The sequence below is a fragment of the Enterobacter sp. PGRG2 genome (assembly GCF_030291195.1).
Lineage (GTDB): Bacteria > Pseudomonadota > Gammaproteobacteria > Enterobacterales > Enterobacteriaceae > Enterobacter_D.
This window is the reverse complement of record NZ_CP127837.1, coordinates 2,785,567-2,810,477: the sequence shown is the minus strand read 5'-3', so window position 1 is coordinate 2,810,477 and position 24,911 is coordinate 2,785,567. Positions and strand designations below refer to the sequence as shown.

At 57.0% G+C, this 24,911-nt stretch carries 20 protein-coding genes; 3 read left to right on the top strand and 17 right to left on the bottom strand.

From position 1 onward, the window contains the following. A partial coding sequence (locus QRD42_RS12370; protein ID WP_321987245.1) for a porin occupies positions 1 to 289 on the top strand: 289 nt, incomplete at its 5' end. A gap of 187 nt (positions 290 to 476) precedes the next feature. Continuing rightward, on the top strand, positions 477 to 1,667 hold the full coding sequence (gene aspC, locus QRD42_RS12365) for an aspartate transaminase (protein ID WP_321987244.1): 1,191 nt from the start codon (positions 477 to 479) through the stop codon (positions 1,665 to 1,667). 43 nt (positions 1,668 to 1,710) lie between these two features. Here the strand turns inward: aspC and QRD42_RS12360 are convergent, their stop codons facing one another. The 7 genes from QRD42_RS12360 to cmoM form a co-directional block, all read right to left on the bottom strand. Beyond that, positions 1,711 to 2,358 (bottom strand): MBL fold metallo-hydrolase, encoded by a 648-nt coding sequence (locus tag QRD42_RS12360; protein ID WP_318364422.1) that lies wholly within the window; start codon positions 2,356 to 2,358, stop codon positions 1,711 to 1,713. Positions 2,359 to 2,385: 27 nt separating this feature from the next. Next, entirely contained in the window at positions 2,386 to 2,934 is a 549-nt protein-coding gene (locus QRD42_RS12355; RefSeq protein ID WP_072568044.1) for a YcbK family protein, read from the bottom strand. Positions 2,935 to 3,115: 181 nt separating this feature from the next. Beyond that, positions 3,116 to 4,972: a L,D-transpeptidase gene (gene ldtD / locus QRD42_RS12350; RefSeq protein ID WP_321987243.1), complete on the bottom strand. Its 1,857-nt coding sequence runs from the start codon at positions 4,970 to 4,972 to the stop codon at positions 3,116 to 3,118. Between the two features lie 169 nt (positions 4,973 to 5,141). Beyond that, on the bottom strand, positions 5,142 to 9,596 hold the full coding sequence (gene mukB / locus QRD42_RS12345) for a chromosome partition protein MukB (protein ID WP_321987242.1): 4,455 nt from the start codon (positions 9,594 to 9,596) through the stop codon (positions 5,142 to 5,144). Next, positions 9,596 to 10,300: a chromosome partition protein MukE gene (gene mukE / locus QRD42_RS12340; RefSeq protein ID WP_072568041.1), complete on the bottom strand. Its 705-nt coding sequence runs from the start codon at positions 10,298 to 10,300 to the stop codon at positions 9,596 to 9,598. Before mukE ends, mukB begins: the two co-directional genes overlap by 1 nt. Further along, entirely contained in the window at positions 10,281 to 11,603 is a 1,323-nt protein-coding gene (gene mukF / locus QRD42_RS12335; RefSeq protein ID WP_072568040.1) for a chromosome partition protein MukF, read from the bottom strand. Before mukF ends, mukE begins: the two co-directional genes overlap by 20 nt. A 3-nt stretch (positions 11,604 to 11,606) precedes the next feature. Next, complete coding sequence (gene cmoM / locus QRD42_RS12330) at positions 11,607 to 12,386, bottom strand: tRNA uridine 5-oxyacetic acid(34) methyltransferase CmoM (protein WP_318376035.1); 780 nt, start codon at positions 12,384 to 12,386, stop codon at positions 11,607 to 11,609. A 115-nt stretch (positions 12,387 to 12,501) separates the two neighbouring features. Here cmoM and elyC point away from each other — a divergent pair, with 115 nt between their 5' ends. Continuing rightward, positions 12,502 to 13,281, top strand: a complete 780-nt coding sequence (gene elyC / locus QRD42_RS12325) for an envelope biogenesis factor ElyC (protein ID WP_321988758.1) — start codon at positions 12,502 to 12,504, stop codon at positions 13,279 to 13,281. Here elyC and QRD42_RS12320 read toward each other — a convergent pair. From QRD42_RS12320 to cmk, 10 genes are all read right to left on the bottom strand, one after another. After that, positions 13,246 to 14,151, bottom strand: coding sequence for a YcbJ family phosphotransferase (locus tag QRD42_RS12320; RefSeq protein ID WP_072568038.1), 906 nt, complete (start codon positions 14,149 to 14,151; stop codon positions 13,246 to 13,248). The genes elyC and QRD42_RS12320 overlap by 36 nt on opposite strands. 146 nt (positions 14,152 to 14,297) lie before the next feature. Continuing rightward, positions 14,298 to 15,050, bottom strand: coding sequence for a 3-deoxy-manno-octulosonate cytidylyltransferase (kdsB, locus tag QRD42_RS12315; RefSeq protein ID WP_321987241.1), 753 nt, complete (start codon positions 15,048 to 15,050; stop codon positions 14,298 to 14,300). Beyond that, positions 15,047 to 15,229 (bottom strand): protein YcaR, encoded by a 183-nt coding sequence (ycaR, locus tag QRD42_RS12310; protein WP_072568036.1) that lies wholly within the window; start codon positions 15,227 to 15,229, stop codon positions 15,047 to 15,049. The genes kdsB and ycaR overlap by 4 nt, the downstream gene beginning before the upstream one ends. 54 nt (positions 15,230 to 15,283) lie before the next feature. Further along, positions 15,284 to 16,513, bottom strand: coding sequence for a winged helix-turn-helix domain-containing protein (locus QRD42_RS12305; protein WP_321987240.1), 1,230 nt, complete (start codon positions 16,511 to 16,513; stop codon positions 15,284 to 15,286). 25 nt (positions 16,514 to 16,538) lie between these two features. Continuing rightward, positions 16,539 to 17,534: a tetraacyldisaccharide 4'-kinase gene (gene lpxK, locus QRD42_RS12300; RefSeq protein ID WP_321987239.1), complete on the bottom strand. Its 996-nt coding sequence runs from the start codon at positions 17,532 to 17,534 to the stop codon at positions 16,539 to 16,541. Beyond that, positions 17,531 to 19,279 (bottom strand): lipid A ABC transporter ATP-binding protein/permease MsbA, encoded by a 1,749-nt coding sequence (msbA, locus tag QRD42_RS12295; protein WP_072568033.1) that lies wholly within the window; start codon positions 19,277 to 19,279, stop codon positions 17,531 to 17,533. The genes lpxK and msbA overlap by 4 nt, the downstream gene beginning before the upstream one ends. 36 nt (positions 19,280 to 19,315) lie before the next feature. Next, positions 19,316 to 21,580, bottom strand: coding sequence for a ComEC family protein (locus QRD42_RS12290; RefSeq protein WP_072568032.1), 2,265 nt, complete (start codon positions 21,578 to 21,580; stop codon positions 19,316 to 19,318). Between the two features lie 218 nt (positions 21,581 to 21,798). Beyond that, positions 21,799 to 22,086: an integration host factor subunit beta gene (ihfB, locus tag QRD42_RS12285; RefSeq protein WP_072568031.1), complete on the bottom strand. Its 288-nt coding sequence runs from the start codon at positions 22,084 to 22,086 to the stop codon at positions 21,799 to 21,801. A gap of 158 nt (positions 22,087 to 22,244) precedes the next feature. After that, positions 22,245 to 23,918 (bottom strand): 30S ribosomal protein S1, encoded by a 1,674-nt coding sequence (gene rpsA / locus QRD42_RS12280; RefSeq protein ID WP_072568030.1) that lies wholly within the window; start codon positions 23,916 to 23,918, stop codon positions 22,245 to 22,247. 117 nt (positions 23,919 to 24,035) lie between these two features. Next, complete coding sequence (cmk, locus tag QRD42_RS12275; RefSeq protein ID WP_072568029.1) at positions 24,036 to 24,719, bottom strand: (d)CMP kinase; 684 nt, start codon at positions 24,717 to 24,719, stop codon at positions 24,036 to 24,038. Between the last annotated feature and the right edge of the window lie 192 nt (positions 24,720 to 24,911).

The following is a 24,911-nucleotide window of genomic DNA, read 5'->3' as shown; positions in this document are numbered from 1 at the left end:
CTACACTGTTGCTAACAAAACTCAGAACATCGAGATGATTGCACAGTACCAGTTCGACTTCGGCCTGCGTCCGTCCGTATCTTACGTGCAGTCCAAAGGTAAAGACCTGCCGGGCATCGGCGACCGCGATCTGGCACAATACGTGACCGTTGGCGCAACTTACTACTTCAACAAGAACTTCAACGTATACGGCGACTACCGTATCAACCTGCTGGACGACGAAGATGCTGATACCGGCTTCGTTGGTACCGCTGACCAGGCTGTTGTTGGTGTAACTTACCAGTTCTAAGTCGTAACACACCTCGTTATATGCTTATTAAACAGGGCTCCGGCCCTGTTTTTTTATGCTTAAAATCCTGTTATTCCCTTCACCCCGCACTTCCTTTTTCTTTTTGTCGCAAACGGTTGGCATTTGCTCCATCAGCCGTTAACCTGATAGCGGCTTTCCCTTTTTGACACCACAATGGAACCTCGTCATGTTTGAGAAAATCACCGCTGCCCCTGCCGACCCAATCCTGGGCCTGGCCGATCTGTTTCGTGCCGATACTCGCCCCACTAAAATTAATCTGGGCATCGGCGTCTATAAAGATGAAACCGGCAAGACCCCGGTGCTGACCAGCGTGAAAAAAGCTGAGCAGTATCTGCTGGAAAATGAAACGACTAAAAATTACCTCGGCATTGACGGTATTCCGGAGTTTGGCCGTTGCACGCAGGAGCTGCTGTTTGGCAAAGGCAATGCCCTCATCAACGACAAACGCGCCCGCACGGCACAAACCCCCGGCGGTACAGGCGCGCTTCGCGTGGCGGCGGATTTTCTGGCGAAAAATACGGACGTAAAACGCGTCTGGGTAAGCAACCCAAGCTGGCCGAACCATAAGAGCGTGTTTAACTCCGCCGGTCTGGAAGTGCGTGAATATGCGTACTATGACGCTGCCAACCACACCCTGGACTTCGACGGCCTGCTGGCCAGCCTGAACGAAGCCCAGGCCGGTGACGTGGTGCTGTTCCATGGCTGCTGCCATAACCCAACGGGTATCGATCCGACGCTGGATCAGTGGCAACAGCTGGCTGAGCTGTCCGCGCAAAAAGGCTGGCTGCCGCTGTTCGACTTCGCTTATCAGGGCTTCGCCCGTGGGCTGGAAGAAGATGCTGAAGGTCTGCGCGCCTTTGCAGCACTGCATCAGGAACTGATCGTTGCCAGCTCCTACTCCAAAAACTTCGGCCTGTACAATGAGCGCGTGGGTGCCTGTACGCTGGTGTGTGCGGATGCAGAAACCGTGGATCGTGCGTTCAGCCAGATGAAGTCGGTGATCCGCGCCAACTACTCTAACCCACCGGCACACGGTGCCTCGGTGGTGGCGACTATTCTCAGCAATGACGCGCTGCGCGCCATCTGGGAGCAGGAGCTGACGGATATGCGTCAGCGTATCCAGCGTATGCGTCTGCTGTTTGTGAATACCTTACAGGAGAAAGGCGCGCAGGGAGACTTCAGCTTCATCATCAAACAGAACGGCATGTTCTCCTTCAGCGGCCTGACCAAAGAGCAGGTGCTGCGTCTGCGTGAGGAATTCGGCGTGTATGCAGTGGCATCAGGCCGTGTCAACGTGGCGGGTATGACGCCGGACAATATGGCGCCGCTGTGCGAAGCCATCGTCGCCGTGCTGTAAGTTTCTGAGCATTAAAAAAGGTCGCCACGGCGACCTTTTTTTATTACCAGACCGGCATTTCATCCTGTAAGAAAGGATTGTGCAGGCGCTCTTCGCCGAGCGTCGACAGCGGGCCATGCCCCGGCAGGAAGGTCACGTCGTCACCTAACGGCAACAGCTTACGCTTGATCGAATCGATAAGCGTCGCATGGTCGCCGCGCGGGAAATCACTGCGCCCCACGCCGCCTTTAAAAATCACATCGCCGGAAATTAACAGACGGGCGCGTTCATCAAAGAACACGATGTGTCCCGGCGTATGTCCAGGGCAGTGCAGTACCTGAAGCGTGATATTGCCCAGGCTGACGCTTTCCCCTTCATTCAGCCAGCGATCCGGCGTCAGAGGCTGACACTCTTCCAGGCCAAACATCCGGCTCTGGGCGGGCAGGCCCGTCAGCCAGAACTCATCTTCTTTTTCCGGGCCGATCACCGGCACAGCATAATGTTGCGCCAGTTCTGCGGCGGCACCGACATGATCAAGATGACCGTGGGTCAATAAAATCTGCGTCAGCGTCATGCCGCTGGCGTCCACAACCTGTTTGATTTTATCTGCGTCGCCACCGGGATCAACCACGGCTGCCTGCCGTGTTTCTTCGCACCAGATCAAAGAACAGTTCTGGGCAAAAGCGGTAACCGGAATAATACGATAGTTCATACTGCTCCTGTTTATTGAAGGCTTAGATTACCAGTGCCGGACCGGCCCGGTATCAATATGCACAAAGTTGCTGCTGGGGTAATATCCTACACCACCTGCGCGCAGAGATAACGCCGCTTTGCGAATATTGCTTAATGCAATGCCTTCAACATGGAAATCCATCGCCTGTCCTTTGGTGTGATAGCTTTTCTTCGCCACACCGCTGCTGTGAGCACGCAGCTCATTATTGGTATCCAGCGAGCGATAACCCGAAATAAGCTGCACCGGTTTACGGGTGCCCAGCAGTCCCTGCAAACGATAAAGCTGATCGAACAGTTTTGGATCGATGGATTTCACCTTATTCGCGCGATAATCGCGGAAAAAATGGTTAAGTTTTGCTAATTCATCCTGAATATAGCCCCGGCCATCAAAGAACTCCGCCTTAATTGATTCGCCGGTATGCAGGTTATTCAGCGTCAATATACGTGGGCGTGGGGTGGAAAGGGTTGCAAATGCAGGTGTCGGTAAGATGGCAGCACTCAGTGCAACGCCACCTAACGCCAGCAATTTGCGGCGATTAGCGTCAAATTTATCCATGATAATCAGGTCTACAGGTCAAGAGTTGCGTAATTTATGCACTTCTGGCGCACGAGAGGCACCTTACCGGGCAACAAAGTCTGCGTCAAGCCAGGTCAATGGCCCGAATAAACGGGCATTTCTGCCCGTTTGCGCGTAAGTGCCGGAAATTACGACTCCAGATTTTTCTGAACTGCTTCATTTACCTGATTAATTGTTCCGCTTTTGGCAGGATTTGTGCGCTTGATCGCGCGGTGAGATCATAATTGTAAATATCTGTACGATACTGCGTACGGCCATCAGCGTCGACAAAGGCGGTGAGATAGTAGAGGTTCACCGGAATGCTCTGACGAATATTCACATAGCGCGTGTCGCCCTGGCGCAGGGCATCGGAGATGCGCGTATCGTTCCAGCCCGCATCCTGCAACAGCATGTTAGCCAGCTCTGAGGCCTTATTGACCCTGACGCACCCGGAGCTCAGCGCACGGGCGTTTTTCTGGAACAGGTTATGGTTCGGCGTGTCGTGCAGATAGATGGCGTCTGAGCTGGGCATATTGAATTTATAGCGGCCCAGCGAGTTGTGCGCGCCCGGCGCCTGCTGGAAACGGAATGGCAGATTGGACGGCGTGATCGTGCCCCAGTCTACCTGCCATGGATCGATGGTCTCTTTACTGTTCCAGCCGCGCAGCACGACATAATTGTGGCGCTCCAGATACCCCGGATCGTTCCACACCTTCGGCAGAATATCATTACGCGCCAGCGTCGGCGGCACGTTCCACGGCGGGTTAACCACCACGTTATTCAGTGCGCTGCTCATCATCGGCGTTTTACGATCCGGACGGCCCACAATGACCCGCGACGACAGCACCTGGTTGCCCTGCTGATAGTATACCAGCGAATAGGCCGGAATATTCACCATAATGCCGGTGGAGAGCTTCTCCGGCAGCAGCCGCAGTCGCTGGATATTAAGCGCCAGCACACCCGCCCGCTGCGCAGGGGAGATATTCAGCGCGTCGCGGGTTGATGGCCCTATCACGCCGTCTGCTCCAAGCCCCTGAGAAGCCTGGAAGCGCTTCACCCCTTCCACCAGATCTTTACTGTAGGCACTGCGTACCGCAGCCACCCGCTTCTTTTTCTTATCCGGTACCGGCGTCGGCTGGGCTGCGTTTTCGTCCACGTTTGCCGCCGACGGACTGACCACCGCCCCGCTGTCGCTGCTGTCGCCCGGCAGCGCAATTTTCGGACCATCATCCAGCATACCGGAGCGGCTGAGAATTTCCCGCAGCGCCGGCACGTCATTGCTCCACTGACCAGGGTTCAACTTGCCCGCGGAGGTGAGTTGCGGCCAGGGCTGTGAATCCGCCACCAGCGCCAGCAACGCGCTGTGCATGGCGGCATACTGTTCGTGTTGCGGCGCAAGCTGCGCAATGAATGAGGGCAGTTCGCCTTTATCCAGCGCCAGCTGCCACTGGTTAATGACAGACAGCGGCGGCGTTGCCATCGCATAGGGTTTAGCGCTGTACAACCAGCTGTTGCCCTTAACCGGGATGGCGGCAATAAACTGCAGATAGCCCATCATCGCGTCAGACAGCACCAGGTCGCGGGCCATTCCGCTCACGCCCGGATCGGTGAGTAATTCCACCCAGGCGGTAAACTGCGGCTGGAAACCGGCGATCGCCACTTCCGCCAGCTGCTGCTGGAAGGCTTTCACCGCCTCGCGATTCTCCCACATCGGCTTCTGCTCGCGCGCCGCGTACAGCGCCGCCAACTGATTCATATAGACCGGTTTATAGCCCGCCGGTAATGCCGCCTCAAGCGCGCTACGCGTACTGGCGACCGCGTCGTCCGGCAGCGTCACCAGGCCTGCCATCACCGCCGTGGCGCGTGACTGTTCCAGCGGCTGTAACAGCGCCGTTGGCTGTTGGCCGGTAGTTGCCGAGCTGTCGGTGGGGATCGCCTCCGGCTCATCGGCCATGGCGTTAAACAGCGGAGCAAATGCGAATGCCAGGCACAAACCCAGTGCGGACATCCGACGACCCTTCATTTTATTCAGCAACATCCCTTGCCCCCTGTTTTTATAAATTGTTGCGACGAGGTTAACGCGTCACGCTTATATTGAGTATATAAAGCTAAAAATACATTTGCCCGGCCTAATGTAAAGAAGTTTAAAGAAAACCTGGCGTTCAGAAAAGAAAAGGGTGGCAAAAGCCACCCTCTGTTTTGAAAAATCAGGATGCGCTGGCATCCGCCGTTCCGGGTAAGGGCTCCGGCAACTGCGGCGCAAAGCCGCGCAGCCCCACCACGTGTACGTGCTCCTGGTTGTTGAAGACCTTACGCACCAGTTTGTAGGTGGTGCCTTTTTCCGGACTGATATTTTCCGGCGCCGCGATGATCAGCTGCATCTCCAGGCGTTCACAAAGTTCAAACAGCGTGGCAATGGAACGGGCATCCAGACGGGCCGCTTCATCAAGGAACAGCAGACGGCATGGCGAGATATCTTTTCCGCGCAGGCGGCGGGCTTCGTCTTCCCAGCTTTGTACCACCATCACCAGAATGGACATACCGGTACCGATCGCCTCCCCGGTGGAGAGCGCCCCGGATTCCGCACGCAGCCAGCCGTCGGAGCCACGGTTCACTTCCACTTCCATCTCCAGATAGTTGCGGTAGTCCAGCAACTCTTCACCGATGGTCTGCGGCGTGCGCTGGCCCATGTCGATCTGCGGATTCAGGCGCTGATACAGCTTCGCCAGCGCTTCCGAGAAAGTCAGGCGATTGCTGTTGAACAGATCCTGATGCTGCTCATGCTGCTCCGAGAGGACGTCCAGCAGCGTGGCGTGGGTTTCCCGCACGTTGACATTAAGCCGCACGCTGTTTACCTGGCCGAAGGAGACGCTTTGCAGGCCCTGGTTCAGCTGACGAATACGGTTCTGCTCGCGCTGAATGGTTTTGCGGATGATATTCGCCGCGCTGCGGGAGCTGATAGCCAGCTTCTGCTCGCGGGAGGTCAGCTCTTCCGTCAGACGGCTCAGTTCGATTTCCATCTGTTCGATGGCCTCGACCGGATCATCGGTGCGGATAATATCCTGACGGATACGCTCGCGCAGATGCTGATACACCGCCACGAAGAACTGAATTTTACGCTCCGGACGTTTGGGATCTTCCGACAGGCGCAGCACGTCGCGCAGGTGTTCGTTGTCGGCCACCGCCAGACGCAGCGCGCCCAGCGCTTTATCCGACATGGAACGCAGTTCATCGGCGCTGAGATACGCCAGCTCGCGGCGGTGCAGACGGCGTTCAACGCCATTGTCTTTCACCATGCGCATGACCGCGCACCAGCCCGCCTTCGACATCACGACCTGCTCGCGCATTTCATGATAATCGCGCTCAAGGCGTTTAAGGCTGCGCGTCAGGGTATCCATTTCCGCCTGACACAGGGTCAGGGCTTTTTCCAGCTGGTTGCGGCGTGAGCGGTTGCCGGAGAGACGGGCATGCAGTTCGTCGCGACGAATGCGCGCGCGCTCCTCGGCACCGCTGTCGGCGCGCACGCCGATATCCTGCAACTCTTTAAGCAGATCGTTGAGCAGCTCTTTTTTGGTGTCGTAAGAGCTTTTCAGCGATGCCTGCACCTGACTGTACTGGCTCAGCTGCGCGGCGTGGCTGCGCATCGCTTCACGGGCGCGGGTACGTTCGGCTTCGGCCTGCTCCAGACGTTTACGCAGCTTCTCGTTCAGATCGCTGTTGCCATCGAGCATCTGCGCTGAATCGCTGTAGCTGAAGTGCGCGCGGCGCTGTACCACTTCGATCAGCGCAAACGCCTGCTGACGCGCATCGCGCTGTACCTGCTGGGAGTACGCGTAATCTTCTTTCAGCTGTTCGTACTGTTCCGGATCGCTTTGCAGCACCGATACCATTGGCTCCAGCTTCGCCAGCTGATTGCCGAACTGCTGAATAAAGCGCGCCGCTTCTTCTGCCTCGTCGAGGCGTTCGCGGATCTCGTCCACGCGGTCGGCAAGGGTGTCATCTTCCAGCAGACTGATGCGCGGCAGCAGGCGGTTCAGGGCGGCAACGCCCTCTTTCGCCTGCTCAAACTGCATGCGGCTTTGCTGGTTGTCATTTTCATGTGCGCTGATGGCGCGTTCCAGTTCGCCGCGGCGACTGGTCAGCTGGCGGATCTCGGCTTCGGGATCGTTTTCGAACGCAACGCTGATATGGCCGCCGATAAAGCGGCTGAACGCCTGATGCAGACGCTGAGTTTTCTGTACGTCAAAGGACAGGGTCGCGAAACGTTCAGACAGGGTTTCACGCTCGGCATGCAGGCTTTCGATGCGGTTTTCACGCGCCGCGCGGCCAAACAGCGGCAGCGACGGGAAGCGGGAGTAACGCCACTGGCGGTCGGCGACTTTCACAATCACCGCTTTTTCCAGTTCATCCACGCCGAACACGCTGTCGTCAAAGGACTGCGGATCCCCTTCGATCAGATAGAGATCTTCCGGACAATCGTCCAGCCCCTCTAACTGTTCGGTGATCAGTGACAGATCCGGCACCACGATCGCGTGGCGCGACGGGCCGTAAAGCGCCGAATAATAGGGCGCGTCTTCAAGGCTGACATCGTCATAGATTTCTGACAGCAGAACGCCGCCGAAACGCTCCGCCAGCGCGTTAAGACGCGGATCTTCGGAGCCGCCCGGCTGACTTAAGCGCTCGATTTCGTCGTCAACCGCCTGTTTGCGCGCGCCGATTTCATCGCGCTCAACGATGGCTTCGCGCTCGCGCTCCAGCAGCTGTTGCAGGTATTCCGTGACTTCCTGGCTGCTTTCGAACTCCTCGCCCGTCTGCTCACACAGTTGCGCCAGGCTGTTCTGCGCCGCCAGCCAGATTGGGGCGCGCTTCATCAGTACCTGAATACGCGACTGAAGCTGTTCCAGCTCCTGACGCAGCGCCATACGCTGTTCACCGGCATTCGCCACCGTTTCAGACAGCGAGGCGATTTGCGCTTCCAGCTGCTGATGCAGGGCTTCGAGGCCGTCGGCATCGATATTTTTGCCGTGGCGTTTGCAGAATTCCGCCAGCAGACGCTCGGCGTCCTGCTGTTCGCGCAGACGCTGTTCCAGCTCGTTCAGACGCATGCGCAGCGGCTGCACCTGCTCTGCCAGATGGCGCTGGTTCACGCCGTCGCGCAGTAATTCGCGCGCCACGCTCCAGGCCTCGTTACGGGACAGCGGGCCGTTGATCGCCGCCACCAGCTGGTAAGCCTGTTCAAACTGGCTGTGCGCGGTTTGCGCGACGCTCATTTTCTGATCGAGGGACAACAGTTTTTCGGTGGCTTCCTGCTCTTTGGCCTGGAAAGTTTCCAGCCATTCGTCGGCGCTTTCGGCGGTCAGATCCGGCAGATGGCAAAGCTCGCGGGCGCGCTGCAGGGCCTGTAGCGCCTGGTTGTACTGAATGGCGCGCGTTTGCTGCACGTCCAGCGCCTGCTGATAGTTCGCCAGCTGGCTTTTCAGTTCATCCACTTCCAGCTCGGCGGCCTCGGCGCGGGCTTCGTTTTCTTCCTGCTGATCGGCGGCTTCCGCCACCACTTCGTTCTGTTCTTCGAGGCGGATTTGCAGTTCTTCAAGATCCGCTTCGTAGCGTTCGATCTTTTCCTGCTGACGCAGCGCAGTTTGCACCAGGTTCAGGTGATCGCTGGCGGCCTGATATTCGGCTTCCAGATCGCCCTCGGCACCGGTGTGCTCCTGCAGTTCGCGCGCCATATCCACGTGCTTGTACTGCTCCGCCGACAGCTGCTGGCGGGAAGTAAAGAGTTCCCGACGATAGGCCAGCGCCTGGTCGAGATGCACGCGGCGCTCGTTGGCGTGGCGCATATAGTCCGACGCCACATAGTTGGTGGCTTCCGAGATCAGGTGTTTAAACAGATCCCTGTCCGACTGGGTGACGCGGATCGCTTCCAGCGTCATGCGGTTTTCACGCAGCGCGGCTTCCATATCCTGGAACGCTTTACGCACGCCGCCGTTTTCCGGCAGCAGGTAGTCGCGCAGCGAGCGGGTAATGGCGCTGGAGATCCCGCCGTACAGCGAGGCCTCGATCAGACGGTAGAATTTGCTACGGTCGGAGGCCGAGCGCAGACGACGGGCGACAATGCCCAGGTCGAACATCAGCGAGTGATAGTCGGTAATAGAGTTAAACTGCTTGAACTGCACCCCTTCCAGGGTGTCGAGCTTGTCTTTCAGCTCGGCCAGCGACAGCACGCGCGCCTGGCGCTCGTTCAGCGTTTCGGTCAGCAGCTGCGTCGGCAGAATATCGGCAGGCAGTCCCTGAATAGCAAAGGGTTTGATGTCCACTTTGCGATCGCGTCCGGCGACCTGTTGCAGGCGCACGCCCACCACCACGCGCTGGTGACGCGAGTTGATGACGTCGAGTACCGAATAACAGACGCCCGCTTTCAGTTTGCCGTGCAGACCTTTATCGCGCGAACCGCTGGTGGCCCCCGCTTCGGTGGTGTTACGGAAGTGCAGCAGCGTCAGATCCGGGATCAGCGCCGTGACGAACGCCGCCATGGTGGTGGACTTACCGGCACCGTTACCGCCTGACAGCGTGGTGACCAGTTCATCCAGATCAAAGGTGCGGGCAAAAAAGCCGTTCCAGTTAATCAGCGTGAGTGAGCGAAATTTTCCGCGGTCGATCATTATTCTTCCTCCCCACCGTCCGGCAGAGTTTCTTCCTGCTCGTCATTGAGCTGCAGGTTATTTTCAATCTGCATGGCTTCGCCATCACGAATTAAGCGACGCTGCGCTTCACGCGGATCGTCGCCGCTGCGCACGTCCGCGCCGAAGCGGAACACTGATTCGTTAATGCGGAATTTGCTGTTGTCGTTGCCCATAAACCAGATCATGCCGAGACGGCGCAGGCGGTTTAACGAGGAGCGCACTTTTTCCTGCAGTTTCTGGCGGTCAAGGTCAGAGCCGGTGGAACGGTTGTTCACCAGTTTTAAGAGCTTCATTTCATCCGCCAGCGACAGCAGCTCATCATAAAGCTCCTGCTGGCTGAAAATGCCTTCGTTCGCCAGACGCTCCGGGCTGAGATAGAGGTAGCAGAGAATTTTGCCAACCATCATATCCAGCTCTGACAGCACCGAGCGGGGAATAAGCGTGGTGGAGCGCGGGCGCAGATAGAAGAAACCTTCCGGCGCGCGGATCAGCTCCACGTTATAACGAGCGTAAAACTCTTCCAGATACTCCTGGAAATCCATCAAAAAGGCGTGATTATCCAGCTCATCCAGGCCGATGTGACGACCGGCGCGCAGTGCGCTGTCCAGCGCCGGAAACAACGGATTCGCCAACGCCTGCGCCAGTTTCACTGGCATCACTTGTTCAATATTTGTCAATGACATGCGCCTGTACCCTGGCTCCGTAATCGTTAATCGGCTGCCATTCGGGTGGCAGTCCGGTGAAATCGCCCTGCGCTACGCCGAGGCGCACCGCCTGATCAACCACAATCCGCGCCACGTCGAAGTGACGCGCGCGCGGGTATTGCGACAGATACTCGCGCACCACGAGGCCGAGATCGAGCGGCACTTGTCTGGTTTTGTACACCGCCAGCTGTGCTTCGATCATCGCGGCGAGCTGCTCGCGGATTTCATTAAATTCTTCAAACTCCAGATCCGGCGGCAGTTCGCCGGTGACCTCTTCATCGCGCAGCGTCATCTCTTCGTCGCGCATATCCAGCAGTCGGTCTGCGCTGGCGTAGGTCAGTGCCCAGGGGGCATCGAAATAGGTTTGTACCGACTGGCGCAGACGCTGGGCGAAGACGCGGTTTTTATCCATGTCGATAGCGGTACGGATAAATTTGTGCACGTGGCGGTCATAGCCGATCCACAGGTCAATAGCCTGCTGGCCCCAGCTGATGATGCGGTCGAGCTTGCTTTGCAGATCGAAGACCAGACGGTCAACAAACTCCAGATCGTTGCGTCCGACGGTGGCATCCTGGATCTGCAATAGATTGGCCTGCAGCTTATCCCCCGCCGCCTCCAGCGTATCCTGCAGTTCGCGCAGTGTACCTGAGGTTTCTGACAGCAGAAGTTCACAGCTGGAGATGGCCGCGCGCCAGTCTTTGTTCAGCAGCTGGGCGATGTCGTCTTTCACCAGTTGCTGCTGCTCGTCCATCACGCGCTGGGTCAGATCGATGCTGTCGAAAATCTCCGCCACCGAGTATTTCAGCGGCGCGAAAACGTTACGGTGCCAGTGGAACTCGTCCCCGCCTGCATCGGCGGCATCGGCGGCCCGTTTCAGCTCTGCCGCCACGATGGACAGCTGCATGGAAAGGCGCAGCGTCGAGAATTCGCGCTGGCGAATATAGTAATCGGTAATGCCCATGCCCAGCGGCGTCAGGCGATAGATGGCATTGCCTTCGGCCTGTTCGCTGGTAAAGCGGTTCAGCAGACGTTGACGCACCATGTCGTTGATGGCGTTGTTCGCGCGCACATTGATGGTTTCGCTGGTTTGCTCAAACGCATCACTGACGTGGCGGAACGCGTCTACCAGTTCCCCTTCGCTCATCTCTCCGTCGAGGCGTTCGCCATTCAGCGTGGCGACGGCCAGCAGAAATGAAAGCCTGTCCACCGGCAGCGAAATGGAAAAATCATTTTTCCTCGCCCAGGCGACCAGTTCGGGGACTGTCTGAGAAAATTCACTCATCGTTTATCCTTGCACCTGCGGCTTTAGCGCGGTCACGTGTATATAGCGGCCAAGATTGATATAAGGCTCCTGACGGCAATAGCGTGTTTCTAATTCGACTAGCGCTGGAAAACAGTCGCGTTGCATCTGTTTTACACGCAGATAATCATGGAACACCCGCACGCCCGTTTTGCCGGTGATCTGCCAGCCAATCTGTTCCAGCCAGCGATACACCTCGGCGGGATCGCGCGGATAATCGGGCGACAACGTGCGCTTTTTCTTCTTCGGCATCCCGAGCTGTACGTAATCAAAATTCCCGACCACCATGTTGTGCATCAGCAGGCCATGGACGTTAAAGAACATCAGGGACAACGCCCCGCCTTCGCGCAATACCGACCATAAGGTCTGGAGCGCGGCGACCGGTTCCGCCACCCATTCCAGCACAGCGTGAAACAATATCAGATCAACCGGGCTTTCCAAATGCTGGCTGATGTCCTGCACCGCGCATTGTACAAAATGCATGTTGCCGCTCACACCCTGCGCGTCGGCGGCCGCTTTTGCGCGGACGATCATCTCAGCCGACACATCGCACAGCGTCACGTGATGACCGCGCTGCGCCATTTTAATTGCCGTTTGTCCTTCACCGCCGCCAGCATCGAGAATGCGCAGCGGCTGCGTGCCAAAGGTCGCCAGCAGACCGTCAAGATCCTGCCATAAGATCGCCTGACGCAACTGGCCCTTGGTCGTGCCATAGATGTTGCGGGAGAACTTTTCCGCGATGTCGTCGAAATTGCGATCCTTCATGGCTGTGCGATCCTGGCAAAACCGCTATTTTGTCACAGCCGCGCCCAGAAGGAACCTATCTGGTGTAATATCGCCGGAATTCACCTGCTGTATGGTTAAAAAGGAGACGGATGCGGTGTTTTTTACGCTCAAAAAATATATAGGCGGTTTTATTCTCCCCCTGCCGCTGCTGCTTTTGCTGATGGCGCTCGGGATCGCTCTGCTGTGGTTTTCCCGTTACCAGCGCACGGGCAAAACCCTCGTCAGCGTCAGCTGGCTGGTGTTGTTACTGCTGAGCCTGCAACCCGTCGCCGATGGCCTGTTAAAACCGATCGAAGATAAATACCCCACCTGGCGCGGTACGCAGCAGGTGAGTTATATCGTGGTGCTGGGGGGCGGTTATACCTGGAACCCTGACTGGGCGCCCAGCTCGAATTTAATCAACAACAGTCTGCCGCGCCTTAATGAAGCGGTGCGTTTGTGGCGCATGAACCCCGGCGCGAAGATGATCTTCACCGGCGCGGCGGCGCCAGGCAATCCGGTAACCACCGCTGAAGCGGGCGCGCGGGTGGCGGAAACCCTTGGCATTCCGCGCAGCGAGATTATTACGCTGGGGACGCCGAAAGATACGGAAGAAGAAGCGGCGGCGGTAAAAGCGGCGATTGGCGATGCGCCTTTCCTGCTGGTGACGTCGGCGTCCCATCTGCCGCGGGCGATGATATTTTTCCAGCAAGCCGGGTTACATCCATTGCCTGCACCGGCGAATCAGCTGGCAATCGCCTCGCCGCTTAACACCTGGGAACGTATTATTCCCTCCCCGGTCTGGCTGATGCACAGCGACCGGGTGGGATATGAAACCCTGGGACGCATCTGGCAGTGGTTAAAAGGCACTTCCGGCGAGCCAGGGAAGGAGTGATTTGGAGGCCAGCTCAAAGCGGCTGCGGTTAAACTGCCCGGTATTGACCAGCCGGGCCACTTCATCCCACAGCGTATACAACCAGCGCCGCCAGATAAAGGACTCCGCGACGGGCGCGCGCTGGAGGTAATGCCACAGCAAACTTTCGGCGTAGTCGCTTTCGCACAACCGGAAGAGTTCATACTCCCTGGGCGCCCAGAGCATCGGGCCGGGCGTAACCGCCGCCAGCAGCTGATCGCTGCGCGCATCTTTCAGCATACTGCGCAGCGTGAAATTGCCGTGCACCAGCACACAGTTGTCATTAAAGCCGTCAAAGAGCGCGGGCAGACATTCACGCGTGCGAAACAAAATGCGTTTGTTCTGCATGGAAAGGCCGGTATTTTTGAACTGACCGAGGGTGGTCCACAGCACTTCGACGCGCTGGCGATACCAGGACGGCCAGATGTTTTCCTGGGTGCTGTCCACCACGCCCACGCAGCCGTGGCTGTCGTGTCTGTGCCAGCTCAGCAGGCCTTCGACAATCTGATCTTTGAGCTGTTGCCAGCGCTCCGGCGAACGGGCCGGGGCTTCTACCGATACTCCGCGCAGCCGCTCAATCAGTAAGACGTCGGGGCCGGGGTGCTCTTCATGGGTCATGACGCCGTACACCACCGGTAAACGTACCGTGCCGCTGCGCGCCAGCATCGACATTTTCCACGCCAACTGGCGGGCAACCCCGGGCGTGGTAAAGCTTCTTGCCAGTAATGGCAGCGGATTACCGTTGCTGTCGTACAGTGACCACAGTGCGGTATCCGCTTTTTCGCTTACGCATTCCAGGCGGCTTAGCCTTTCGCCCAGCAGGTGACTCAATTCAGCGCGCAATCGTTCCATATCCGTTTACCCCTATGAAAACTACTGTTTTCATAATGAGCGTCTGTCACGATCTTGTCACCCGCATGAGATCAAAAGAGCAGGAGATAGTCCAAAGATAAGGCTGTACCGTGTTTTAGCTTATCTCTGGACAAAGTACGGAGGGATTAGCTGCGGGCCATTTCGACGCGAACACGCTCCAGATCTTCCGGCGTGTCCACACCCGTACCTGGCACCGTCTGTGCGACGGCCACGTGGATTTTCTCGCCGTACCAGAGCACACGCAGCTGCTCCAGCATTTCGATCTGCTCAAGCTGGCTTGGCTGCCAGGTGACATAGCGGCGGATAAAGCCGGCGCGATAGCCATAAATCCCGATATGGCGCAGGAAGGTATCGCCGATAGCGTCACGGCTTTGCGCAAAACGATCGCGATCCCAGGGAATGGTGGCGCGGGAGAAATAGAGCGCATAGCCCTGCGCATCGGTTACCACTTTTACCGCGTTCGGATTGAAGGCTTCTTCTGCGCTGTGGATCGGCACCGCCAGGGTCGCCATACCCACTTCGCGCTGCGCCAGATTTTCCGCCACCTGACGCACAATTGCCGGGGGGATCATCGGCTCATCGCCCTGAATATTGACGATGATGGTGTCGTCGCTAAGACCGCATTTTTCCACCACTTCCGCCAGACGTTCGGTGCCGGACTGATGATCGACGCGGGTCATGCACACTTCGCCACCCACCGCTTCCACCGCACGGGCCACCTCTTCATGATCCGTGGCGACAATAATGCGTTCCGCGCCAGATTCACGGGCACGCTCCAGCACGTGCACCACCATCGGCTTGCCGTTGATGTCCACCAGCGGTTTGCCCGGCAGACGGGTTGAGGCATAGCGCGCCGGAATAATGACGACAAAACTCATGGACGGTTCTCTTCAGCAGTGAGGGCGCGGGCTTCGTTTTCCAGCAGCACCGGAATGCCTTCACGCACCGGGAACGCCAGATTGTCGATTTTGCAGACCAGCTCCTGTTTCTCCTGGCTGTAATAGAGTTTGCCGGTGCAAACCGGGCAGGCGATGATTTCAAGCAGACGGTGATCCATGGTTCCTCCAGATGGAACGGATAAGGTTTCGCAAAAGTTTACCATATACATTTTTCAGGCCGGGTCAATTTCCCAGCCTGTGGGACAGGCAGGGAATAATTCCGGCGGACAGCGCGTTATGCTCACGCGGGTCGCCCCCTGCCAGGCGGCAAATTCGGTAATGGCCCGAAGAAGTCCCTTTTCCAGCGTACGGCCAGGCGTGATATCCGCCTCCAGATAGAGCGCAATGATTTCCAGCACGCCCGTTTTACGGTGCATTTTGGCATCCATACGCCCGACCAGCTGGCCCACGTGCAGCAGTGGCAGTACAAAGTAGCCATACTGCCGTTTGGGCGCTGGGGTATAACATTCCAGACGATAGCTGAAGTTAAATAGCTGTTCGGCGCGCTTGCGATCCCAGACCACAGGATCAAAGGGCGACAGCACGGCGCTGCGGGTGGCGGTCAGTTTGCCCGCCGTGGCCAGCGCCAGCTCTTCCGCCAGCGAGGCGTGCACCCATGCCGGGCCAAGCTCTTCAACGGTGACCGAAATAATTTTTTGTTCTTCCTGCCAGCGAGCGAGTAAGGCTGGCAGCGCAGGCTGACGCAGACGGTAGTAGTCCGCCAGCCATTGAGGATGAAACAGCCCAAGGCTGCGGGCGCTGTTTTCCAGCATAATGGCTTCGGCCTGCGTCTGGCTGAGCAAATCGCGTTCGTCGTCCCACTCCGGCATCACGCGGCTGGTGAGATCGTAAACGCGCTGGAAGTTTCGCCGTTCAACCACCATCACCTTGCCGGCAGTGTACAGCCCCTCCAGATGCTTTTTATGCGGTTTCCAGTCCCACCAGCCGCTGGTACCGGTGCGCGGATGGGCAAAGTCCGCCGAGCGTACCGGGCCGTTTTCATGGATTTGCAGCAAAAGCTGTTCGATCTCTGGCGCATGCTCCTCCATCCAGGCGGCACGGTATTTCCAGCCCATATTTTGCGGGTTCAGCATGCGATGGCGCACCAGCGCAAAATCGCTGCGCGGCAGGAAACAGGCTTCATGGGCCCAGTATTCCATGAGATCACCGGCGCGTAAGGCGTCATCAAGCCAGTGCTGTGGATAAGCGCCGAGACGGCTGAACAGCACCAGATAAGGGCTGCGCGCCACGATATTAATGGTGTCGATTTGCAGCAGGGACATGCGGCGGATCGCGGCGAGAATATCGGCGGGACGGGCACGGCGACGCGGTTTTTTCAGCAGCCCTTGTGCGGCAAGATGCAGACAGCGGGCGGCGGACAGCGAAAGATGCGCAACGGACATAGGGATCCCTGTGATGAGCAGCGCCTCAGGCCGGATGGTTACCCTGCTGCGCCAGCGTGAGCAGTTCCCGGAGAAGTTGTTCGGGTTTGTCTCCCGTAAGCTGTGCATCCACCGGCAGATACCACCAGTGATCTTCAGCAAACGCACGGCACTTCACCGCGTCTTTTTCGGTCATGACCAGCGTCTGACCGGATCCGGTAAATGCGCTGACCTGAGCATGATCCAGCGCCTGGTGATCGGCAAGCGCAATAGCTTTTTCAGGCTGCACGCCGCAGTCGGCCAGAGTGGCAAAGAAGCGCGGCGGATGACCAATGCCCGCCATCGCAACGACATGCGCCAGTTCGCGCACGTCCCGACGCTCGCCGCTTTTCAGGTTAATCGCCAGACCAGGGTGCAGACGCATCGGGATCTCACCCTGCCGCGCTTCGCCGCCGTTGACGATCACCGCATCCACGCTTTGCAGTCTGGAAGCCCGCTCGCGCATCGGGCCTGCGGGCAGCCACCAGCCATTGCCGAAGCGACGTACGCCGTCGATCACCACAATTTCTTTATCTCTGGCGAGACGGTAGTGCTGCAAACCGTCGTCAGTGACGATGATTTGCACCGGGTAGCGGGCAAGGATCGCCTGCACCGCGTCGGATCGCACGGGCGACACCGCCACAGGCGCGCCGGTGCGCTGGAAAATCAACACCGGCTCATCACCGGCTTCATCGGTCGCCGTTTGCGGMGTGAGCAGCAGCGGGTAGCGGGCAGCCTTGCCGCCGTAACCGCGCGAGACGACGCCCACGCGCACGCCACGCTCTTGCAGTTGCTCCACCAGCCAGATCACCACCGGCGTTTTGCCGTTGCCGCCCGCGGTGAGATTCCCCACCACCACCACCGGCACGGGCGCACGCCAGGATTTATTCAGTCCGATACGGTAGCTCAGGCGGATCGCGCCGCTCACCAGACCATACAGCCAGGAGAGCGGCAGCAGCAGTCGCCAAAGCGGCGACTCCCCTGACCAGATGCGGGCTATCATTCGCCGAACTGCATCTTATGCAGCTGAGCGTACACGCCCTGACGGGCAATCAAATCGGCATGGCTACCGCGTTCGACGATACGTCCGTCTTCCACCACCACAATTTCATCGGCCTGTTCGATGGTCGACAGGCGATGCGCGATGACCATGGAAGTGCGATTTTTTTGCAGTTCATCAAGCGCCGCCTGAATAGCGCGTTCTGATTCAGTGTCCAGCGCCGACGTGGCTTCATCAAGGATGAGGATCGGGCTGTCACGCAGCAGCGCGCGGGCAATGGCGATACGCTGACGCTGACCGCCGGAAAGCAGGACGCCGTTTTCACCAATGATGGTATCGAGACCGTTATCCATCTTATTGATAAAGTCCAGCGCATAGGCCATGCGGGCGGCATTCTCTACCTGCTCGCGGCTGTACTCTTCAGTGCGGGCATAGGCAATGTTGTTAGCCACGGTATCATTGAAGAGATGGACATTCTGCGAAACCAGCGCCACCTGATTACGCAGCGACGCCAGGGTGTATTCGCGCAGATCGTGTCCGTCGAGCAGAATTTCCCCTTCGTCGATGTCGTAAAAACGGGTCAGCAGGCTTGCCATGGTCGATTTACCCGACCCGGAGCGCCCGACCAGCGCCACGGTTTTACCCGCCGGAATGGTCAGGTTGATATTACGCAGCGCAGGCGTATCGCGGCCCGGATAGGTAAAGGTGACGTTACGGAATTCGATGTCGCCTTTCGCGCGCTCAAGCTGGCGGGTGCCTTCGTCTTTTTCCTGCTCGCTGTCGAGAATAGAGAACAGCGTCTGACAGGCCGCCATACCGCGCTGGAACTGGGCGTTGACGTTGGTGAGCGATTTCAGCGGACGCATCAGGGCGATCATGGAGGAGAACACCACGGTGATGGTACCGGCCGTGAGGGTTTCCATTACGCTCGGGAAGCTGGCGGCATAGAGTACAAATGCCAGCGCCAGCGAGGCGATCAGCTGAATAATAGGATCGGAAATCGACGATGCGGAGACCATTTTCATGCCCTGCAAACGCATCTTGTTGCTGACCTTATCGAAGCGTTTGGCTTCGACGCCCTGACCACCGAAAATCAGCACTTCTTTGTGGCCCTTCAGCATCTGCTCGGCGCTGGTGGTCACCTGCCCCATGGTGTTCTGCATATTCTTACTGATGCTGCGAAAACGCTTCGACACCACGCGAATAGCGATGGACACAATGGGTGCCAGGACAATAAGAATGAGGGAGAGCTGCCAGCTGTAGTAGAACATCAGTACAAACAGCCCGATAATCGAGGCCCCTTCGCGTACGACGGTGATCAGCGCACCGGAAGAGGAGGAAGCCACCTGCTCGGAGTCGTAAGTGATACGGGAAAGCAGCGTCCCTGTAGATTGCTTGTCGAAGAAAGCAACCGGCATCCCCATCATATGACCAAACAGGCGACGACGCATGGTCATCACCACTTTGCCCGACACCCAGGAGATACAGTAACTCGACACATAACTGGTGAGTCCGCGCAGGATCATCAGTCCAATGACCACCAGCGGCATCCACAGCAGCACCGATCGGTCTGTTTTACCAAAGCCTTCGTCCAGTAAAGGTTTGAGGAGCGATAGCATGAAGGTATCGCTGGCTGCGTTGAGGATTAACGCTACACCCGCCACGAGCAGACCCGTTTTGAAAGGTGCAATCATTGGCCAGAGACGGCGGAATGTTTGCCACGTGGAGAGATCTTTGTCGTTATGCATTCAAAAAACCAGCACTTGTTGAAATAGCCGCATATTCTACCTGTTATATCCTGGGACGCCAAACCACTGATGATACCAACGCGGGAAAAGTTGATCCCGTAAGCCTAAGATTTCCCATCCTTCTGCGGAAAAATGGAGGCTGATTTGCCCCTGGTGAGGGGTATCGAACCACTTATATCCCTGCTGCTGATAACGGCGAACAATCTTTTCTGATGGCAATCGCCAGGCGTTAAAGCGTGACGCTGAGGCCAGTGCCGCCTGGCCTCCTGCCCGTTGCAGCAAGGGCAGCGACGACGATGTGCTGCTGCCATGATGCGGCACCTGAACGACAGTTGCCCGTAAATGCTGCCAGTAATGGCTAAGCATAGATTGCTCTGCGGAAGCTTCAATGTCGCCGGTAAGCAAAATGCTGTTTTTACCGTCGTCCACTTTTACCACGCAGGAGCGGTTGTTTCCCTGAAGGGCAGTACCCGGCAACGGCCAGTGAACGCTGAACGTCAGCCCCTGCCACTGCCAGCGCTGGCCGCGAAAGCACGGCAAATGCCCGGCCTCGTCCAGCGGACTGCGGATCCAGGCCGCTGGCCACGTCTGACGCAGGGTTTCCAGCCCGCCCCGGTGATCGAGATGGTCATGACTGAGGATGATGCCTTCCGGCTGCAGGTGATGCCAGCGCAGCCAGGGTACAATCAATTGCTGTGCACTGTCGCCGCCCGGCCATGCCAGCCCGGTATCATAGAGAATGGCCTTGCCCTGCCGGGCAACCACCATCGCCAGCCCCTGCCCGACATCCAGCATATAGACAGACCAGCGGTCTTTGGGCGTGCTTTTCCATAACGGCTGCGCCATCAGCAGCACCGCTGCGGCACAGACAAAGGGCGACGTTTTCCAGATACGCAGACGCCAGATAACTATCATCAGCCAGGGCGCAAATGCCAGCCATTGCCAGCGCCTGTCGATGCTGTACCAGCCATCGGGTAAAGCATTCAGAAAGCCGAACAGCGCCGTCAGCGTGTCATCGGCTCGCGTCCAGATCCAGGCTTCCAGTCCGTTAAATGCCGTCAGATGCAGCAACATCCCTGCCAGGATCAGCGGCACACATACGAAGGTGACAAGCGGCACCGCCAGCAAATTAGCCACCAGGGATGTCAGGCTGATGCCGTGAAACAGCGCCACCTGTAACGGCAGCAGTAATAGCATCATGCCAGTTTGCAGGTGGATCAGGCTTATCATGCTGCGCAGTAATCGTCCGCCGCGAAACGCGGGCAGCGGTAGCCACTGATACCAGAAGATTAACGCCGCTACCGCGAACGCCGACAGCCACAGGCTTTCTGACAATACCGCAAGCGGATCGATAAACAGGATCGCCGCGAGACAGCAGAGCCAGACGTGCCACGCCGACCATTGCCGTCCTGAAAGCCGCAGCGCCGCCAGCACCGCAAGCGACACGACTGTGCGCAGGGCGGGCGGTTGCAGCCCGGTCAGCCAGGCATAACCTGTCGCGCATAGCAGTCCTGTTAATAAGGGCGCGCGCCAGTCGATCCAGCGGCCCGGCAGTAAGAACTGTATTCCGCGAGCTAACAGCCAGCCGAGCGTGGCCGCAAGAGCAATATGCAGTCCGGATATGGCCATCAGATGTGCAGTGCCGGTCTGACGCATAATCGCTTTCACCGGGGCATCCAGTGCTCTTCGCTCCCCCATTCCTAATGCCAGCAGCACCGCTCGCCAGCGTGCTTTTTCAAGCGTTGCGTCAAGGGAAGCCAGATACTGCGCCCGCAGGCTACAGCGGGCATCAAGCACGTTCGCCCGGGTGAAGCGGCCGGTCACGGGCTTGTGTGTGGCCAGGGCGTAGCGCTGAGTATCAAATCCCCCGTCGTTAAGCTGACCGTGAACCGGGCGCACCCTGAGGGTCATCTTCCATAATTGTCCGGCACAGGCAGGCTGCGGCAGGTATTCGCCATAAAGCATGATCCCCGGCGCAGGATACAGAGCTTTCCCGTTCAGCCTTTCTATCACGCCGCGGTGCGTAGTGACGTTATCGGTACCGGTAAGACGCACTTCCGCCTGCCGGACGCGTCCGGGCAGGTGCTCTGTCGGCCAGAGGGCTTCTTTAGCGGCAAGCATCCCCCACGCCATAAACAGCAGCCATAGCCCGATATAACCTGAGCGGCGATCGCGGCAAACGCCTGCCAAACAACCGATAAAGATCATAATGAAGATGCTGTTAAGATCCGGCAGTTTTGGCAACCACAGCAGTGGCGTTATCGCGGTCAGCAGACACAGGGCAATTCCTGGCAAATGCATCCCCACCTCCTTGTTGCAGGTAGTGTGCATAAACCAGCGTGAGATGTCGGGCAGGCGTTTGCGGATTTACGGCGAAGGCCGGGAAGATTTTATCGGTTTGCAGCAACGGCGCTTTAAAAATGCGGCGCGGGTTGCGGAGAGATGTACCAGCCATGAAAAAAGCACCTCATTGGGTGCTTTTTTCAGGTCATTAAGTTTTCGCTTATCAGCAGTAAAACTTAATTTTCATAAATGTTGGCGCGGTCACGTAATTCTTTACCCGGCTTAAAGTGTGGGACATATTTGCCTTCCAGATCCACTTTGTCGCCTGTCTTGGGGTTACGTCCGGTGCGGGGTGCACGATAGTGCAGAGAGAAACTGCCGAAACCGCGGATCTCAATGCGCTCGCCCTGTGCAAGAGTCGAGGCCATATGCTCCAGCATCTCTTTCACCGCATCTTCAACAGCCTTTGCCGGGATATGCGATTGCTGGGTGGCAAGTCTTTCGATCAATTCTGACTTGGTCATGATTCCTCCGGTTTCCTTAGTAAGGAAAATTAGCTAACAGCTTATTAAACAAGGGCGGCCGTAGCCGCCCTTTGTTATTGATTACAGGACGAATCCTGCAATCTGTCAAGCTACTCGTCATCCTTCATGCGTTAGCACAAAAGATAGTGAGTACCTGATTACTCGCCTTTAGCTGCTTTGAACGCTTCAGCCATCGCGTTGGAGAAGTTGCTTTCTTCCTGTTTGTTGTTAACAGTAGCGATTGCATCTTTCTCGTCAGCTTCGTCTTTCGCACGAACAGACAGGCTAACTACGCGGTTTTTACGGTCAACACCGGTGAATTTAGCTTCAACGTCGTCGCCTACGTTCAGAACCAGAGTTGCATCTTCAACGCGGTCACGGGACGCTTCAGAAGCGCGCAGGTAACCTTCAACGCCGTCAGCCAGTTCTACGGTTGCGCCTTTAGCGTCAACTGCAGTCACTTTACCGTTTACGATTGCGCCTTTCTTGTTCAGAGCAACGTAGTTGTTGAACGGATCTTCTGCGAGCTGTTTAACGCCCAGGGAGATACGCTCACGCTCTGCGTCAACCTGCAGAACAACGGCTGCGATTTCGTCGCCTTTTTTGTATTCACGAACTGCTTCTTCGCCTGTAACGTTCCAGGAGATGTCAGACAGGTGAACCAGGCCGTCGATGCCGCCGTCCAGGCCGATGAAGATACCGAAGTCAGTGATAGACTTGATTTTACCTTCAACACGGTCGCCTTTGTTGTGCGTCTCAGCAAACAGCTGCCATGGGTTAGATTTGCACTGCTTCAGACCCAGGGAGATACGACGACGTTCTTCGTCGATATCCAGAACCATAACTTCCACTACATCGCCAACGTTAACAACTTTGGACGGGTGGATGTTTTTGTTGGTCCAATCCATTTCGGAAACGTGAACCAGGCCTTCAACGCCTTCTTCGATTTCAACGAAGCAGCCGTAGTCGGTCAGGTTGGTCACGCGACCAGTCAGTTTGGTACCTTCCGGATAACGCTTAGCGATAGCTACCCACGGATCTTCGCCCAGCTGTTTCAGGCCCAGAGATACACGAGTACGCTCGCGGTCGAACTTCAGCACTTTAACAGTGATTTCGTCGCCAACGTTTACGATTTCGCTCGGATGCTTAACGCGTTTCCATGCCATGTCTGTGATGTGCAGCAGGCCGTCAACGCCACCCAGATCAACGAATGCACCGTAGTCAGTGAGGTTCTTAACGATACCTTTAACTTCCATGCCTTCTTGCAGGTTTTCAAGCAGCTGATCGCGCTCAGCGCTGTTCTCAGACTCGATAACCGCACGACGGGAAACAACCACGTTGTTGCGTTTCTGATCAAGCTTGATAACTTTGAACTCGAGCTCTTTGCCTTCGAGGTGCAGAGTATCGCGAACCGGACGCACGTCTACCAGGGAACCCGGCAGGAACGCACGAATACCGTTCAGCTCAACAGTGAAGCCACCTTTAACTTTGCCGTTGATAACACCAACAACAGTTTCAGCGTCTTCGTATGCTTTTTCCAGCGTGATCCAAGCTTCATGACGTTTAGCTTTCTCACGGGACAGCAGAGTTTCACCGAAGCCGTCTTCGACTGCGTCCAGCGCAACGTCAACTTCGTCACCAACCTGAATTTCCAGTTCGCCCTGGGCGTTCTTGAACTGCTCAGCCGGGATGGCGGACTCAGATTTCAGACCGGCATCAACCAGTACGATATCTTTATCGATAGCAACAACAACACCACGAACGATGGAACCCGGACGGGTTTCGATTGTTTTTAAGGATTCTTCAAATAGTTGAGCAAAAGATTCTGTCATATTGATAATCTTCAGGATTCTTCAATTTAACGTCCATCTGGCTTCATGCCGGATGGGGTTGTTTCACATGCCTGCTCACACTCCATTGCAGCAGGTACTTCGGAATTTGGTCGCTAATTAAGCGAGCGCCAGCTTTTCGCGGGCGTATTGTAGCGCTTTTTCAATCACTTGCTCAATGCTTAAACTGGTCGAATCCAGAACTAATGCATCAGCAGCCGGCACTAACGGCGCCACAGGCCGGTTACGGTCGCGATCGTCGCGTTCCTTTATCTCGGCCAAAAGGCGTTCAAAGTTAACACTAAAGCCATTCTCCTGCAACTGTAGCATGCGGCGATGCGCACGTTCTTCCGAGGAGGCGTCGAGGAAAATCTTCACCGGCGCGTCGGGGAAAACCACCGTGCCCATGTCGCGGCCGTCGGCGATAAGCCCCGGGGCATCGCGGAAGGCGCGCTGACGACGAAGCAAGGCTTCACGTACACGTGGGAACGCCGCGATTTGCGAGGCGGCGCTGGCCACTTCCTGGGTGCGGATCTCGCCGCTCACGTCTTCCCCTTCGAGGATCACTTCCAGATTGCCATTGGTAGAGACAAAGCGGACATCCAGGTGGGCTGCCAGCGGAACCAGGACATCTTCCGAGGTCACATCAACGTGGTGATGTAATGCCGCCAATGCCAGCACGCGATAAATTGCGCCTGAATCCAGCAGATGCCATTGCAATGTTTCCGCCATCGCTTTGCACAGCGTACCTTTACCTGCGCCGCTTGGCCCATCAATGGTGATTACCGGGGCAATTGCCGTCATCTTTTTCTCCTTAATAAAGGCATACCGTTAACGTGAACGCCGCGCATTATACGCTGCAACGCGAATGACCGTTACTGTCGCGTGAAAATAACCAAAAGCGTAATAACGGTGGGGAGAAGAATGGCGCAAGTATAGAGGGCTGACAGGAAGTCAGCCCGGAAAGAGACAATTTGTTACTTTTTATCCAGCGCG

Bases quoted from the DNA above. Each gene is read 5' to 3' on its own strand.
- mukF (WP_072568040.1), bottom strand. From the start codon at position 11,603: ATGAGTGAATTTTCTCAGACAGTCCCCGAACTGGTCGCCTGGGCGAGG.
- QRD42_RS12355 (WP_072568044.1), bottom strand. From the start codon at position 2,934: ATGGATAAATTTGACGCTAATCGCCGCAAATTGCTGGCGTTAGGTGGC.
- QRD42_RS12290 (WP_072568032.1), bottom strand. From the start codon at position 21,580: ATGCATTTGCCAGGAATTGCCCTGTGTCTGCTGACCGCGATAACGCCA.
- kdsB (WP_321987241.1), bottom strand. From the start codon at position 15,050: ATGAGTTTTGTCGTCATTATTCCGGCGCGCTATGCCTCAACCCGTCTG.
- ihfB (WP_072568031.1), bottom strand. From the start codon at position 22,086: ATGACCAAGTCAGAATTGATCGAAAGACTTGCCACCCAGCAATCGCAT.
- mukB (WP_321987242.1), bottom strand. From the start codon at position 9,596: ATGATCGACCGCGGAAAATTTCGCTCACTCACGCTGATTAACTGGAAC.
- cmoM (WP_318376035.1), bottom strand. From the start codon at position 12,386: ATGAAGGATCGCAATTTCGACGACATCGCGGAAAAGTTCTCCCGCAAC.
- QRD42_RS12320 (WP_072568038.1), bottom strand. From the start codon at position 14,151: ATGGAACGATTGCGCGCTGAATTGAGTCACCTGCTGGGCGAAAGGCTA.
- mukE (WP_072568041.1), bottom strand. From the start codon at position 10,300: ATGTCATTGACAAATATTGAACAAGTGATGCCAGTGAAACTGGCGCAG.
- aspC (WP_321987244.1), top strand. From the start codon at position 477: ATGTTTGAGAAAATCACCGCTGCCCCTGCCGACCCAATCCTGGGCCTG.
- QRD42_RS12360 (WP_318364422.1), bottom strand. From the start codon at position 2,358: ATGAACTATCGTATTATTCCGGTTACCGCTTTTGCCCAGAACTGTTCT.
- rpsA (WP_072568030.1), bottom strand. From the start codon at position 23,918: ATGACAGAATCTTTTGCTCAACTATTTGAAGAATCCTTAAAAACAATC.
- ldtD (WP_321987243.1), bottom strand. From the start codon at position 4,972: ATGTTGCTGAATAAAATGAAGGGTCGTCGGATGTCCGCACTGGGTTTG.
- cmk (WP_072568029.1), bottom strand. From the start codon at position 24,719: ATGACGGCAATTGCCCCGGTAATCACCATTGATGGGCCAAGCGGCGCA.
- ycaR (WP_072568036.1), bottom strand. From the start codon at position 15,229: ATGGATCACCGTCTGCTTGAAATCATCGCCTGCCCGGTTTGCACCGGC.
- QRD42_RS12305 (WP_321987240.1), bottom strand. From the start codon at position 16,513: ATGTCCGTTGCGCATCTTTCGCTGTCCGCCGCCCGCTGTCTGCATCTT.
- msbA (WP_072568033.1), bottom strand. From the start codon at position 19,279: ATGCATAACGACAAAGATCTCTCCACGTGGCAAACATTCCGCCGTCTC.